Below are 13534 nucleotides of genomic sequence, written 5' to 3'. Positions count from 1 at the left end.
CTCAGGCGAAGGTGGGGCCGATCAAATCGATGCGGTCGGTGCAGAACCCGTCCACGCCCCAGGACAGGATCTCCCGGCCCCGCTGCGGATCGTTGACGGTATAGCAAAACAGGCCGTAGCCGGCCGCCTTGACCTGCGCCGCCAGCTCGCGCGTCAGGTGCTTCTGGTTGGTGTGGATGGCCACGGCGCCCAGTGCGCGCGCCTGCTCCTGCCAGCCGGCGGGGATCTTGTCCAGCAGATAGCCGCGCGGCAGCTCGGGCGCGGCGTCGCGGGCGGCCGCCAGCGCGTCGAAGCTGAATGACGACAGCAGCGGGATGGCGGCAGGGTCGCCGGCGGTGAGTTCGGCGGCATAGCTGTCGCGTGTCACTTTTGCAACCCAGGCGCCGGTTTCGCGCTCGAAACCGGCGGCCGGCTTGATTTCCACGTTCATCCAGATGCGTTGCGCCTTGCAATAATCGATGAATTGGGTGAAGAATGGTACCGGTTCATCACGGAATTGCGGGCCGAACCAGCTGCCGGCGTCCATCGCGGCCAGCTCGACGGCGTCGGTGCCCGGCACGCTGCCCCGCCCCGCCACTGTGCGGCCGAAGTCGGGGTCGTGCATCACCATGCCGATGCCGTCGCGCGACAGCATCACGTCGAACTCGACGGCGCGGAAGCCATAGGCCAGCCCGGCGCGCAGTCCGGCCACCGTGTTTTCCGGCGCCAGCGTCCCGCCGCCGCGGTGTGCAACAATTTTTGGGTAGGGCCACATGGCTATGCCTCGGAAAGGTTGTCATGACAATCATATCAACACTATCACGAATGGCGCCAGCCGTGCTGCTGCTGTGGTCAGCTCTCGCCGGTGCCGAAGCGCTGACCCAGGAACTGGTGGTCTCCCGCGCCGCCATCCTGTACGCCGGCCGGCTCGACAAACTGACGCTGGACGCCGACCCGCGCTTCAGCGAGCGCGTGCGCAACATCGCCCTGCCGCTGATCGCCCAGGCCGGGCGCGACTACCCGGACACCGCGCACTGGGCCTGGGAAATCCATACCACCGGCGACCCGGAGCAGAACGCCGACTGCATGGCCGGCGGCAAGATCCTGGTCAGCGCCGACTACGTCGGCCGGCTGGAGCTGAGCGACGCCGAACTGGCCATGCTGCTGGCCCATGAAATCGAGCACGCCGCCCTGCATCACAACCTGAAGGAATACCAGCAGGCGCTGCTGCTCGATCCGCGCTGGGCGCAGCGCCCCTACCTGGAGCTGGAACACGCGGTCGACCACGACACCGACCTGATCGACCTGCTGGCCGCCACCAATTACAGTCAGGAACAGGAAGCCGACCGCGAAGGCCTGCTGCTGGCATGGCGCGCGGGCTGGCCGGCGGCGCGGCTGGCGACCTATTTCAAGAAGGTGGCGCGCGCCAGCGACCGCCCGCGGCGCAGCAAGCCGGACTATCCGTCGCCGCTGCAGCGCTGGCAGGCCGCGCGCGAACTGGCCGGCACATTGCAAAAAAATTATGTGCAAGCGCCCGACTGAGCCACTACACTAGCGGCCTGATAGCATTACTCAAAAGGTTACACACATCATGACAGCTCCAAAAGCGCTAGGCCATATCCGCGTCCTCGACCTGAGCCGCGTGCTGGCCGGACCGTGGTGCTCGCAGAATCTGGCCGACCTCGGCGCCGACGTCATCAAGATCGAACGTCCCGGCAGCGGCGACGACACCCGCGCCTGGGGCCCGCCGTACGCCAAGGACGCCGCCGGCAACAACACCACCGAGGCGGCCTACTACCTGGCCGCCAACCGCGGCAAGCGCTCGGTCACGATCGACATCGCCAGCGCCGACGGCCAGGCGCTGATACGCGAATTGGCCAGCCACTGCGACGTGGTGCTGGAAAACTTCAAGGTCGGCCAGCTGAAACGCTACGGCCTGGACTATGAATCGCTGAAAGCCATCAAACCCGACCTGGTCTACTGCTCGGTGACCGGGTTCGGCCAGGACGGCCCGTACGCGCACCGCGCCGGCTACGACTTCCTGATCCAGGGCATGGGCGGCCTGATGTCGGTCACCGGCGAGCGCGACGATCTGCCCGGCGGCGGTCCGCAAAAGGCCGGCGTGGCGCTGACCGACCTGATGACCGGCATGTACGCCACCATCGCCATCCTGGCCGCGCTGACGCACCGCGACCGCAGCGGCGAAGGCCAGTACATCGACATGGCCTTGCTGGACGTGCAGGTGGCGATGCTGGCCAATATGGGCAGCAACTACCTCAACAGCGGCAAGCCGCCCAAGCGCTGGGGCAATGCGCACCCGAACATCGTGCCGTACCAGACCTTCCAGTGCGCCGACGGCTACATCATCGTCGCCACCGGCAACGACGGCCAGTATCAGAAGTTTGTCGAGGTGGGCGGCCGCGCCGACCTGGCCTTGCACGAGCGCTACGCCACCAATCCGCTGCGCGTGCAGAACCGCGACGAGCTGGTGCCGCTGCTGGCGGCCATGGTGCTGGCGCAGCCGCGCGATTTCTGGATCGACAAGCTGGAGGAAGTCGGCGTGCCCTGCGGCCCGATCAACAACCTCGACGACGTCTACAAGAATCCCCAAGTGCTGGCGCGCGAGCTGGTGATGGAGGTGCCGCATCCGACGGCCGGCAGCATGAAGCTGGTGCGCAGCCCGATGAAGATGTCGGCCACGCCGGCCGACAACGCGCTCGCGCCGCCGCTGCTGGGCCAGCACACCGACGAGGTCCTGCGCAACCTGCTGGGCCAAAGCGACGACGACATCGCCGCGCTGCGCGAGCAGGGAGTGCTGTAATGGAAAAGCTGATCGCCGAATTAAAACGGCTGTACCTGCTCGACGACCAGGAGTGCTTCCCCGCCGGCGAACTGACGGCGCGGATGCTGGAGCAGCACTTGAGCGGCGAGAAAACCACGTCGCTCAACCTGGTCTCGGACAACGGCCTGGTGCGCGCGCTGATCGTCGATTTCAACCGCATGGGCGACGCGCCGGCGCTGCAGCATTGGGACCGCCTGTGCGGCGTGGCCAACGCGCTGCAGGACCAGCTCGGCCTGCCCGCGCCGGCCGTCAGCATCAGCGGCGCCGGCGGCTACTCGCTGTGGATGTCGCTGGCGACGCCGGTGCCGCTCAATCAGGCGCAGCAGTTTCTGCACCTGCTGCGCAAGACCTATTTCCCCGACATACCGAACGAAGAGATCGGCCTGCGTCCCGACACCGTGACCAGCACCACCGCCGAACTGCCGCCGTGCCTGCACATGGCCAGCGGCAACTGGGCGGCGTTCATCAATCCCGGCATGGGCGCCTCGTTCGCCGACGAATCCGGATTGGAAATGATGCCGCCGTACGCCGCGCAGGCGGCGTTCCTGGAAGGCCTGCAAGGCATGACGGACAAGCAGTTCACGCACGCCATCAGCACCATGCACCCGCCGCACGGCAAGGAGCGCCCGCACAAGCCGGCCGAGCCGGCGGCGGCACCGCACGCCGCCCCAAGCGGCCTGCTGCTGAAGGACGCCACGCTGGAAGACATCATCCAGCACCTGCACTCGAAGAACATCGAGCCGACGTTCAGGCACGTCATGCCGAAGTAAGCGGCCGGCCCCCGTCCGTTACGGGCTGATGCGCATATCCCGCTTCAGCTCCATGATCTGGCTGTGCATATAGCTCACCGCGCCGCGCAGCTGCGGCGACAGTCGCGGAATGTTGAGGCATACCTGCCTGGCCCGCTCTGCCAGCCGGTCCATTTCCCGGACCAGCTTGTGCAGCCGCAGCTCGTCCCTGGAAAACACCACCTCCTGCGCGGTGTCGGAATGCCGGTCCAGGCGCTGGATGCTGTCGCGCAGTTCGCTGGGCAGGTTGGGCTCGCCGGAACAGGCTTGCGCGGCCTGCCCTATCGCTTGCTGAACCAGATGGAAACGGTGCTGGATGTCGTTCGCTTGCAGCATGATGAACTCCTCCTCGATGGATCGGGCACAGGCGTGCCAGTGCAGATTCGACCATCCGCTCCTTCCGCAGTTTCAAGCCCCCGTCCGCCTGTTTGACACAGATCAGACCGTGATCAAACTCCATCACTTGTTGCGCGCAAGCTAGTCGTGTGGCCATCGCATCTTGTGTTCTGTTAGTATTGATCCACATCGTTTCCGCCCAGCCGAATGGATATGGATCAGCAAGAATATCCCCCTCATGGTCGCGACCCCGGGCGCCAACTGGAAGCGTTGGATTGCCACGCGGACTTCGAACATTTTTTCGCCGACAGCCCCTACTTCGCCTTTGTCATGGACGAAAACGAGCAGCTGCTGGCCGTCAACCGTTATTCCATCGCGACCCTGGGGCCGACCCAGGCCGGCGCTGCCGTCGCCACGTTGTATACGACATGGGCGCTGGCGATGCTGCGCGGCGAAGCGCTGCCCGCCGTGCGCGCGCGCGGCTACTGGCGCGGCGAGCTGGAACTGCTGGACGTCGACGGCATCGGCCACATGGTGACGCAAACATTGGAATGGCGCGCAGCCACCAGCGGCCAGCAAGCGTCCCTGCTTTGCCTGGCCTACCCGCTGAACGACTACGACGTATTCGAATCCAAGCTGCGCTTCAAGCATCTGTTCGAAGAGCATCCGCAGCCGATGTGGGTGTACGATTTGGAAACGTTGCGCTTCCTGGTGGTGAACGCCGCCGCCGTCACCCACTACGGCTATACGGAGGCGGAATTCCTGCAGATGACGATCAAGGACATCCGTCCACCGGAGCAGATCGAGCGCCTCGAGCGCAACCTGGCCGCCGCCCCCGCCAAGGGCACGGAACGGGCCGGCAGCTGGATCCATCGGCGCCGCGACGGCAGCCTGATCGATGTGGAAATCTCCTCCCACTCGGTGACCGTCGCCGGCCATCTGGCCCGCTTCGTGGTGGCGCACGACATCACCGAGCAGCTGCGCATGGAGGCGGAGTTGCACGCCTCGCGCGAACTCAAGCAGCTGGTCATCAACCACATCCCGCACCAGATCTTCTGGAAGGGGCTCGACGGCGCCTACCACGGCTGCAACGCCGTGTTTGCCCGCTTCGCCGGTCTGTCCAGCACCGGCGACGTGGTCGGCAAGCGCGACGAGGACTTCCCGTGGGCGCACAACGCCGAGGCCATCCGCGCCGACGACCGCGTCATCATCGCCACCGGCCGGCCCCAGCTGAACCTGCAGGACCACATGACGCTGACCGACGGCAGCGTGCACTGGTACCTGATCAACAAGCTGCCGTTTCACGACCGCCTCGGCAACACCATCGGCGTGCTGGGCACGATCGAGGACATCAGCGAACGCAAGCAGGCCGAGCTGACGCTGCAGCTGCGCGGCCGCGCGCTCGACGCCAGCGTCAACGCCATCGTCATCACCGTCAACGGTCCGACCGGCGACCTGATCGACTACGCCAACCCCGCCTTCGCGCGCCTGTTCGGCTACCCTTGCGAGAGCGTGCTGGGCCGCAGCCTGGACATGCTGTTCGGCCAGGGCCGGCAGGACGAGCGCGACGCGCTGCACTCGGCCATGCGCTCGCGCCAGGAAGTGACGCTGCTGCTGCGCACCAGCCACCGCGACGGCACCGCGCTGTGGACCCAGCTGCACGTGGCGCCGGTGCAGGCAACCGGCGGCGAGATCGACCATCACGTCTGTGTGCTGACCGACATGACCGAAACCATCGATTACCAGGCCCAGCTGGAGCACCAGGCCAGCCACGACGCGCTGACCGGCCTGCCCAACCGCGCGCTGTTCGGCGACCGCATGGCCCAGGCCATCAGCTACGCCCAGCGCTACGGCCACGGCCTGGGCGTGGTGTTCATCGACCTCGACAACTTCAAGCTGGTCAACGACAGCATGGGCCACCTGTCCGGCGACGAGCTGCTGTGCAGCGTCGCCACGCGCCTGCGCACCTGCATTCGCGACAGCGACACCGTGGCGCGGCTGGGCGGCGATGAATTCCTGCTGCTGCTACCCGATGCCGATGCCACCGCCATCGTCGCGCTGCTGCAGCGCGTGCTGGAGGCGGTGGCCGCGCCGATCGCGCTGGGCAAGCAAGTGTTTACGGTCACCTGCAGTATCGGCGTCAGCGTCTATCCGATCGACGGCACCGAGGCGCAGCAGCTGCTCAAGCATGCGGACATCGCCATGTACCGCGCCAAGGAAGGCGGCCGCAACCAGGTCCAGTTCTACGAGCCGGCGATGCACATCCGCATCGCCGAGCGCACGCTGATCGAGGCGGAGCTGCGGCACGCGTTGCCACGCAACGAGCTGAGCCTGGAATACCAGCCCAAGGTCGACCTGCGCAGCGGCGCGGTGATCGGCATGGAGGCGCTGGTGCGCTGGCGCCATCCGACGCTGGGCATGGTGTCGCCGGCGCGCTTCATCCCGGTGGCCGAGGAGACCGGCTTGATCGTCGCCATCGGCCGCTGGGTGCTGCGCACCGCCTGCGCGCAGAACATGGCCTGGCAGACCGCCGGGCTGACGCCGCTGCGGGTGGCGGTCAACTTGTCGGCGCGCCAGTTCCGCGATCCGGCGCTGGCCAGCGAGATCCAGGCCGCGCTGACCGACAGCGGCCTCGATGCGCAATACCTGGAACTGGAGTTGACCGAGAGCCTGATGATGGACAACGTCGGCGCGGCGGTGTCCGTGGTGTCGCAACTCAAGCGGCTCGACATCGCGCTGTCGATCGACGATTTCGGCACCGGCTATTCCAGCCTGGCCTACCTCAAGCTGTTCCCCATCGACTACCTGAAGATCGACCAGTCCTTCGTGCGCGAAATGCTGACCGAGCCGAAGGTGGCGGCCATCGTGCGCTCCGTCATCGCGCTCGGCCACAGCCTCGGCTTCAAGGTCATCGCCGAAGGGGTCGAGACCGAGCCGCAGCTGGCCTATCTGCGGCGCTATCTGTGCGACGAGATACAGGGCTATTATTTCAGCCGGCCGCTGGCGCCGGACGCGTTCGCCGACCTGCTGCGGCAGGAACGCAGCCTGGCGCTGCCGAACAACGAGGAACCGCGCCAGCAGCAAACCCTGCTGCTGCTGGACGACGAGCCCAGCATCCTGGCCGCGCTGACCCGGGTGTTCCGGCTCGACGGCTACCGCGTGCTGCGCGCCAACACGGCCGAAGAGGCGTTCAACTTGCTGGCGCTGCACCAGGTGCAGGTGGTCATGAGCGACCAGCGCATGCCGGGCATGAACGGCACCGAATTCCTCAGCCGCGTCAAGAAGCTGTATCCAGGCACGATACGCATCATCCTGTCCGGCTACACCGAGCTGGAGACGGTGCTGAACGCCATCAACCGCGGCGAGATCTACCGCTTCTACACCAAGCCGTGGGACGACCAGACGCTGCGCGAAAGCATCCGCGAAGCGTTCCAATATCACCGCCTGATCCACAACAGCATGGAACAGCGGGAACAGCCCGCCGCCGGCATCGAAACCCGTTCCTGAAGCCGGCGCTGCGCTAGCCGCCGCACACCGGCAACGCCAGCGCCTGCAGCACTTCGCCCTGCGGCGTCTGCACGAAGGCGCTGACGCCCAGCCTGCCCGCCGCCGCGCCGGGCGGCAGCGCCAGCACCTGCCTGAACGACGCCGCGCCGCCCGCCAGCGGCACCGGCGCCAGCCACTCGCGCACGACAAAATCATGCCGCAGCAAGCGGCCGCTGTTTTCGCCCGCCCTGACCTGGCTGGCAACGCCGTTCTCGACCAGCGCGATGAACAGCTTGCCTTCCCGCGCCGAACCGGCCTTCACTTCCACCGGCAGGCCGCCGGCGCCGGCCGCGCCCAGCGTGATGCTGATGTCGGCCTGCGCCGCCAGCCCGTTGACGCGCCTGACCGCGTCGGCCACGCCGCGCGGCCAGCCGCGCTGCTCCTTGCCGCCGACGAAGATCTCCGGCGTGTAGATGGTGCGGGAGCCGGCCAGGTCGCTCAGCCAGCGCTGGCGGTCGGTGAAGGTCTTGCTGGAAAACGGATCTTTCCAGCCGATGTAGTTCCAGTAATCGACATGCTCGGACAGCAGCACCGCCTGCTGCGCCGTGATGCCGTCGCCGCGCAAGCCGCTGACGTACTGGTCGGCCGGCGGGCAGCTGCTGCAGCCCTCGGACGTGTACAACTCCAGCAAGGCGATGCGGTAGGCGGGACTGTGCAACGTGCAACTGGCGGCGGCCAGCGCCGGCGGAATGTTCAGCGCGGCGGCCGCGGTCAGGCTCAGGATCAGGTGTTTCACGGGTGGCTCCAGACGGTAAGCGATGCAGCTTGGTCGCGCCGCCAGCCGCAACCTTACACCCTCCCCGCCGACGCAGCCCCCTCTGCTCGACGACGGCGCGCTGGACGGCTATGCCGTGGTCCACGCAGTGCCAACATTGGGTGGCGAGCATGACGCCCGCTGGAAGGGATTGCTGCTGGCATTGTAATAACCTGTGACAAAGTTGATAACTTCCTGAATTACAAGTTATTCTTCCGGCATGACCTTGCGACGACAACACTACCTTCCCGGACTGCTCGCCACTGCGCTGCTGCACATGGCGATACTCTATGCGTTCATCCAGCGCCAGCAAGCGGCCGATGTGCCGCGCACAACGGGCCCGGAGATCCAGTGGCTGCTGCCGATGACAACGCCGCCCAGGCCGCTGGATAAGTCGCGACCTGCGATCCGGCCCCATGCCGGCCGCCCGCCTGTTACCGCAGTGCCGTCGCAATCCCGCGCGCCATCGATCCAGCAACCGGTCACCGTCGACAACCCAACGCCGGCAATGCTGCCGCCAGACGATCCGTTCGCCCAGCCCGTCACGGCCGCGCAAGCGCCGGCGACAGCTGTAGACATCCTGAGGCAAGCCAAGCTGGACTTGGGAAAAATCGACAAGGATTTGCGCGCCGCCTTCCCCGCGCGCTCGCCGTCGCCAACACCGGACAGCAAACAGGCCATGCTGGAACGCGGCATCAGTGCCGCGCATGACGCGGTCGGCCCGAAATGGTTCCAGGCTGCCCGCATCACCGAACTGACGTCGCCCGATGCCCGCGTGCGCATCTACCGCATCACCACGGGCCTAGGCAGCTACTGCATCAGCATCGACGAAGGGAAGAAAAAGTACTACCTGTGCTGATCGGCTACCGCTCCGCCGCACCCAGCGGCGCCAGGCGGCGCAGCCGCAGCGCCACCAGCATTGCCAGCGCCAGCGCCGCGCCCAGCACCATCACCACGCCCGGCCAGCCGTCGCGGCCCCACATGACGCCGGTGGCCGAGCCGACCACGCTGGAACCGAGGTAGTAGAAGAACAGGTACAGCGCCGAGGCCAGCGACTTGTTGGTGGTCGCGCGCCGCCCCACCCAGCTGCTGGCCACCGAGTGCGTGGCGAAGAAGCCGTAGGTGAACATGGCGACGCCGGCGACGATCAGCGGCAGCCAGTTTGACAAGGTCAGCAGCAGCCCGACCAGCATGATGGTCATCACCACCCACAGCACGTGGCGGCGGCCGTAGCGGTCCGCCAGCCGCCCGGCCCACACCGAACTGTAGATCCCCAGCAAATACAGGAAGGACACGGCCCCGACCAGGCTCTGGCTCAAGCCGAACGGCGCGCCCAGCAGCCGGTAGGCGATGTAGTTGTACAGGCTGACAAACGCCCCCATCAGCAGGAAGGCCAGCGCGAACAGCCACGGCAGGCCGGGATCGGACAAATGCAGCCTGAAGCCGGCCGGCAGCGAGCGCCAGCCGCCGCTGACCGGCACGAAATGGCGCGACGCCGGCAACGAACGCCAGAACTCCCACGCCGCCAGCACGCCGGCCACGCCGACCGCGGCCAGCGCCAGCCGCCACGAGAAATGGTCGCTCAGCACCGAAGTGATCACTCGCCCCGCCATGCCGCCGAACGCGCTGCCGCTGATGTACAGCCCCATCGACAACCCCAGCGAGGTCGGCTCGATCTCCTCGCCCAGGTAGGCCATGGCGATGGCCGGCATGCCGCCCAACGCCACGCCCAGCGCCGCGCGCATCAGCAGCAATTGCGGATAGCTGTGGGCGAACGCGCACAGTATCGTCAGCAGCGCCGAGATGGCCATGGCCGCCACCATCAGCGGCTTGCGGCCCAGCCGCTCCGACAGCGCGCTCGACGCCACCAGCGACACCGCCAGCGCGGCGGTCGATACCGACAGCACCATGCTGCTCTGCGCAGCGCTCAGCGCGAACTCGTGCGACAGCAAGGGCATCAGCGGCTGCACGCAATACAGCAGCGCGAAGGCGGAAAAGCCGCCGAAGAACAGCGCGCGGTTGCTGCGCTTGAACTCGGGACTGCCGACGGCAATGCGGGGCGCCGGCATGGCGGAAGCTAGGGACATGGAATGATCCGGTCAGAGGTACGATGACCTCATCATAGGATTGCACATAACTACTGTCCAATATATATTTAAGCCGTTACTCATACTTTAAAAAGATAACAACCATGGAATTGCGCCACCTGCGCTACTTTGTCGCCGTCGCCGAGGAGCTCAGCTTTACCCGCGCCGCCGAGCGCCTGCACATCGGCCAGCCGCCGCTGAGCCACCAGATCCAGCAGCTGGAAGCCGAAGTGGGCGCTCAGCTTCTCGAACGCAGCAAGCGCTGGGTGCGGCTGACGGAAGCGGGCAAGCTGTTCCTCGACGACGCCCGCCGCGTGCTGTCGCTGTCGGAACAGGCGGTGCAGACGGCGCGCCGGGCCGAGCGCGGCGAGGCCGGCGAACTGCGCGTGGGCTTCACCTTCTCCACCCCGCTGACGCCGCTGTTCGCCACCGTGGTCAACCGCTACCGCCAGCGCTATCCGGGGGTGACGCTGACCCTGCATGAAATGTCGACGCTGCGCCAGATCGACGCCATCGCCAACCGCGAGCTGGACCTGGGACTGGTGCGGCCGCCGGAGGCGGCGGTGCCCGATTCGGTCGGCATGACGGTGCTGCGGCACGACCCGCTGGTGCTGGTGCTGCCGCTGGAGCATCCGCTGGCGAAGCAGCAGGCGGTCGCCATCAGCGACCTCGAGGGACAACCGTTCGTCATGTATCCGAAGACGGCCGGCACCGGTATCTATCCGCAGATTTTCCGGCTGTGCCGCGCGGCAGGCTTCATGCCGACGGTGGCGATGGAAGCGGGCGAAGCGTCGACCATCATCGGCCTGGTGGCGGCCGGCTGCGGGATTTCGGTGCTGCCGAGTTCCTTCGACATCATCCGGATGGGCGGCGTGTGCTACCGCCCGCTGGCGGACCCGGAGGCCAACACCACGCTGCTGCTGGCGCAAAGAAAGGAAGAAGCGGCCCCGCTGGTGGCGGCCTTTGTGGCCGTGGCGCGCGAGGCCGCCGAAGCCTAGGAGTAGTCCGCGTCCAGCTCGGAACCGGCGTAGTTTTCCAGTTCCGCGAACAGCGTTTTCATCGCCGTGCGGCCCTTGATGTTCTGGATCACCGTGCAGCTCTTGCGGTAGCTGTCGATGCGCTCCAGCAGCACCGGGTGGTGCTGCACCGGCACCTTGGCCATCAGCGCCGCCCAGCCCTCTTCGTAGTCCGGCTTGGCCTTGCGCACCGCCTTGACGAAGCGCTCGAACTCCTTCTGCCCGGTGCGCGCGACGATACGGCCGCCGCCCTCGATGGCGAAGATGATGGCCAGCGCGATCACGCCTTCCGCGTTCAGGTCGGAGTCGCTGACCGGGCCTTCGCTGTTGTGACGGCGCAGCCAGCCGGCCAGCCGCACCACGGCCTGTACTTCCTTGCGCTGTTTGAGCATGATCTCGTAGCGCTCCATGCCGTTCCAGTTCTGGTTCGGATCGGTCTGGCACAGGTCGATGAACAGGTCGCGCAGCCGGCGCGCCGAGTACACCGGATCGGTATCGTACTCGCCGACCAGCGCATCCTCCGGCAGCGCCGACAGCTCCTTGATCAGGCGGAAGCCGATCTGGAACGCGTGCTCGGCGCCGTGCTCGACCAGGAAGTCCAGCGCCGCGAGGTCGCCCTCGTGCAGCAGCGCGTGGTCCAGGCCCAGCGACACGCCGCCCACCGTCAGCTGCAGCGCCTTCTGGATGCCGTCGGCGGTGCGGTCGTTGGTGAACTTCTCGGCCACCATGGCGGTGATGCCGGTCAGCTCATCGGCCAGCGCGTAGGCCGCGTCGTCGTCCGGATGGCTCGCCAGTTGCTGGATCGCGCGGGTCAGGCGCGGCAAATTTTCTACAACGATTGCTGGCAGCATGTATCAGTATTCCATCACGAGAAAATGCCGGTGCCCAGGCTGCGGCGCGAACCAGGCTTGGCGGCGCTGCGCGTGGACGGTACCTGCTTGCGCAAGCGGTACAGCAATTCCTTGGTGGAGCGCTGCAGGAAGGTCGGCTCCTCGTCCGGGTCGTCGCTGAACTCGGCGTCGGCCAGGTCGGCGCTGTGGCGGAACTCGGGGAACAGCTCGAACAGCGCGCGGTCCCAGCCGTCTTCCGACGCCTGCGCCAGCGCGATCGCCAGCGGAACCACGTCGTTGTCGGACGAGGTCTGGCCGGTCAGGTACGGGCCTTTCGAGATGATCTCGCCGGCCACTTCCAGGATTTCCTTAGGCGCCATCGAAAACAGGATGGCGAACGCGGTCGCGCCGTGGTCGGTCGCCGAGGCGGCCTGCAGCAGCTCGACGCGGCGTTCCTCGTCGTCGGTGGAAAACACCACGCCGTGGACGTGCGCGAACAGCGATTCGGCGATGCGCTCCGGATCGTCCTCGATCAGGTCGTCCGGCCAGGTGGCGGCGAAGAACGCCAGGCTGTCGGCCCAGGCCTTGGGCGGCACCAGCAGGGTCGCCAGCGACATCTTGCCGCCGTCGAAGCCGGCCATGTGCAGCGCCGTCACTTGCGGCGGAATGTTGTTGAGCACCTCCACCACCGCCAGGTCGCCGAACTGGTCGGCCGCTTCGGCGAAGGCTTGCTCGGCATGGCTCAGCGAGCCGGCCAGCACCAGCTCCGTCACTTGCTTGCTCAGCGCCGGCAGATTACTGGACTTTGTAGTTTCGTCGGACATGATTACTCTCCATCCTGATCGAACATTTGGGCGAAGTCGTCGGTGGCCTGGTGATCGTCGTCGTCGACATCGTCGCCGTCGTCGTTGGCCGACAGTTGTTCCAGCGATTGGTCGTCGTCGTCCCACTTGCGCGGATTCTTGTACAGGAACGCCGTGATGATGGCCTGGCGCGCCAGGTCCGGCAGATTGTCTTCCAGCGCCGCGTACATGCGCGCCGCCTCCTCGCCCTTGCACGAAGCCATCGCGAACACGCGCGCGGCATCGCCGAACTCGTAGTCCTCGGCCTCGGCCAGCAGGCCTTTCGGGTTGTTGAACTCGAGGTGGTCGACCAGCGCGAACGCCAGCATGTTGACGTCCTCGATGCCGCCGCCGCTGGCGTACTCGGACACCAGCGCGTCGATCATGCGCTGGTAGTTCTTGCGGTCCGGCGGATCGCCCAGGATGCCCTCGATCTGGCCTTCCAGCTCGCGCGATTGATAGGCGAACTCGGGGTGTACTTTTCTAGACATTGCTTGCTTTCTTGTTAGTGTGG

Annotated in this window: 13 protein-coding genes; 6 read left to right on the top strand and 7 right to left on the bottom strand. The window is 66.6% G+C overall.

The window, feature by feature from the left end; all coding sequences use genetic code 11:
* Position 1: 1 nt before the first annotated feature.
* A complete protein-coding gene (gene ugpQ, locus ACSQ3S_RS08715) occupies positions 2-754 on the bottom strand; it encodes a glycerophosphodiester phosphodiesterase (RefSeq protein ID WP_436142133.1) in 753 nt (250 codons plus the stop codon).
* A 23-nt stretch (positions 755-777) separates the two neighbouring features.
* Between ugpQ and ACSQ3S_RS08710 the strand changes: the two genes are divergently transcribed.
* Genes ACSQ3S_RS08710 through ACSQ3S_RS08700 form a run of 3 tightly spaced genes read left to right on the top strand, consistent with a single transcriptional unit; the run spans position 778 to position 3591 of the window.
* Positions 778-1521: a M48 family metalloprotease gene (locus tag ACSQ3S_RS08710; RefSeq protein WP_353400499.1), complete on the top strand. Its 744-nt coding sequence runs from the start codon at positions 778-780 to the stop codon at positions 1519-1521.
* Positions 1522-1570: 49 nt separating this feature from the next.
* Entirely contained in the window at positions 1571-2800 is a 1230-nt protein-coding gene (locus ACSQ3S_RS08705; RefSeq protein ID WP_436142132.1) for a CaiB/BaiF CoA transferase family protein, read from the top strand.
* A complete protein-coding gene (locus tag ACSQ3S_RS08700; RefSeq protein ID WP_176654958.1) occupies positions 2800-3591 on the top strand; it encodes a hypothetical protein in 792 nt (263 codons plus the stop codon). The genes ACSQ3S_RS08705 and ACSQ3S_RS08700 overlap by 1 nt, the downstream gene beginning before the upstream one ends.
* Before the next feature lie 18 nt (positions 3592-3609).
* On the opposite strand, the gene ACSQ3S_RS08695 is transcribed toward ACSQ3S_RS08700, so the two are convergent.
* On the bottom strand, positions 3610-3945 hold the full coding sequence (locus ACSQ3S_RS08695; RefSeq protein WP_176654957.1) for a hypothetical protein: 336 nt from the start codon (positions 3943-3945) through the stop codon (positions 3610-3612).
* 213 nt (positions 3946-4158) lie between these two features.
* On the opposite strand from ACSQ3S_RS08695, the gene ACSQ3S_RS08690 reads away from it, so the two are divergent.
* A complete protein-coding gene (locus tag ACSQ3S_RS08690; protein ID WP_436142131.1) occupies positions 4159-7452 on the top strand; it encodes an EAL domain-containing protein in 3294 nt (1097 codons plus the stop codon).
* 13 nt (positions 7453-7465) lie between these two features.
* Here the strand turns inward: ACSQ3S_RS08690 and ACSQ3S_RS08685 are convergent, their stop codons facing one another.
* The gene (locus ACSQ3S_RS08685) at positions 7466-8227 is read right to left on the bottom strand and encodes a DUF1223 domain-containing protein (RefSeq protein WP_436142130.1); all 762 of its coding nucleotides are present in this window, start codon (positions 8225-8227) and stop codon (positions 7466-7468) included.
* A gap of 244 nt (positions 8228-8471) precedes the next feature.
* Here ACSQ3S_RS08685 and ACSQ3S_RS08680 point away from each other — a divergent pair, with 244 nt between their 5' ends.
* Positions 8472-9104 carry a hypothetical protein gene (locus tag ACSQ3S_RS08680; protein WP_436142129.1) on the top strand — a complete coding sequence of 211 codons (633 nt, stop codon included), beginning with the start codon at positions 8472-8474 and terminating at the stop codon, positions 9102-9104.
* Positions 9105-9108: 4 nt separating this feature from the next.
* Here the strand turns inward: ACSQ3S_RS08680 and ACSQ3S_RS08675 are convergent, their stop codons facing one another.
* Complete coding sequence (locus ACSQ3S_RS08675) at positions 9109-10332, bottom strand: MFS transporter (RefSeq protein WP_436142128.1); 1224 nt, start codon at positions 10330-10332, stop codon at positions 9109-9111.
* Between the two features lie 104 nt (positions 10333-10436).
* Between ACSQ3S_RS08675 and ACSQ3S_RS08670 the strand changes: the two genes are divergently transcribed.
* On the top strand, positions 10437-11330 hold the full coding sequence (locus tag ACSQ3S_RS08670; protein ID WP_176654952.1) for a LysR family transcriptional regulator: 894 nt from the start codon (positions 10437-10439) through the stop codon (positions 11328-11330).
* On the opposite strand, the gene ACSQ3S_RS08665 is transcribed toward ACSQ3S_RS08670, so the two are convergent.
* Genes ACSQ3S_RS08665 through ACSQ3S_RS08655 form a run of 3 tightly spaced genes read right to left on the bottom strand, consistent with a single transcriptional unit; the run spans position 11327 to position 13511 of the window.
* Positions 11327-12199 carry a hypothetical protein gene (locus ACSQ3S_RS08665; protein WP_436142127.1) on the bottom strand — a complete coding sequence of 291 codons (873 nt, stop codon included), beginning with the start codon at positions 12197-12199 and terminating at the stop codon, positions 11327-11329. The genes ACSQ3S_RS08670 and ACSQ3S_RS08665 overlap by 4 nt on opposite strands.
* Positions 12200-12213: 14 nt before the next feature.
* Positions 12214-13002: a hypothetical protein gene (locus ACSQ3S_RS08660; RefSeq protein WP_436142126.1), complete on the bottom strand. Its 789-nt coding sequence runs from the start codon at positions 13000-13002 to the stop codon at positions 12214-12216.
* Positions 13003-13004: 2 nt separating this feature from the next.
* Complete coding sequence (locus tag ACSQ3S_RS08655) at positions 13005-13511, bottom strand: hypothetical protein (RefSeq protein ID WP_176654949.1); 507 nt, start codon at positions 13509-13511, stop codon at positions 13005-13007.
* Between the last annotated feature and the right edge of the window lie 23 nt (positions 13512-13534).

The sequence above is a fragment of the Duganella sp. LjRoot269 genome (assembly GCF_964254095.1).
GTDB classification, from domain to species: Bacteria; Pseudomonadota; Gammaproteobacteria; order Burkholderiales; family Burkholderiaceae_D; genus Rugamonas; species Rugamonas hordei.
The sequence above is the reverse complement of the archived record's forward strand: the minus strand, read 5'-3'. Positions and strand labels throughout refer to the sequence as shown.

Excerpts from the sequence above, each read along its gene's own strand:
- ACSQ3S_RS08710 (WP_353400499.1), top strand. The coding sequence starts at position 778 with ATGACAATCATATCAACACTATCACGAATGGCGCCAGCCGTGCTGCTG.
- ugpQ (WP_436142133.1), bottom strand. The coding sequence starts at position 754 with ATGTGGCCCTACCCAAAAATTGTTGCACACCGCGGCGGCGGGACGCTG.
- ACSQ3S_RS08675 (WP_436142128.1), bottom strand. The coding sequence starts at position 10,332 with ATGTCCCTAGCTTCCGCCATGCCGGCGCCCCGCATTGCCGTCGGCAGT.
- ACSQ3S_RS08690 (WP_436142131.1), top strand. The coding sequence starts at position 4,159 with ATGGATCAGCAAGAATATCCCCCTCATGGTCGCGACCCCGGGCGCCAA.
- ACSQ3S_RS08665 (WP_436142127.1), bottom strand. The coding sequence starts at position 12,199 with ATGCTGCCAGCAATCGTTGTAGAAAATTTGCCGCGCCTGACCCGCGCG.
- ACSQ3S_RS08655 (WP_176654949.1), bottom strand. The coding sequence starts at position 13,511 with ATGTCTAGAAAAGTACACCCCGAGTTCGCCTATCAATCGCGCGAGCTG.
- ACSQ3S_RS08670 (WP_176654952.1), top strand. The coding sequence starts at position 10,437 with ATGGAATTGCGCCACCTGCGCTACTTTGTCGCCGTCGCCGAGGAGCTC.
- ACSQ3S_RS08660 (WP_436142126.1), bottom strand. The coding sequence starts at position 13,002 with ATGTCCGACGAAACTACAAAGTCCAGTAATCTGCCGGCGCTGAGCAAG.
- ACSQ3S_RS08705 (WP_436142132.1), top strand. The coding sequence starts at position 1,571 with ATGACAGCTCCAAAAGCGCTAGGCCATATCCGCGTCCTCGACCTGAGC.
- ACSQ3S_RS08700 (WP_176654958.1), top strand. The coding sequence starts at position 2,800 with ATGGAAAAGCTGATCGCCGAATTAAAACGGCTGTACCTGCTCGACGAC.
- ACSQ3S_RS08695 (WP_176654957.1), bottom strand. The coding sequence starts at position 3,945 with ATGCTGCAAGCGAACGACATCCAGCACCGTTTCCATCTGGTTCAGCAA.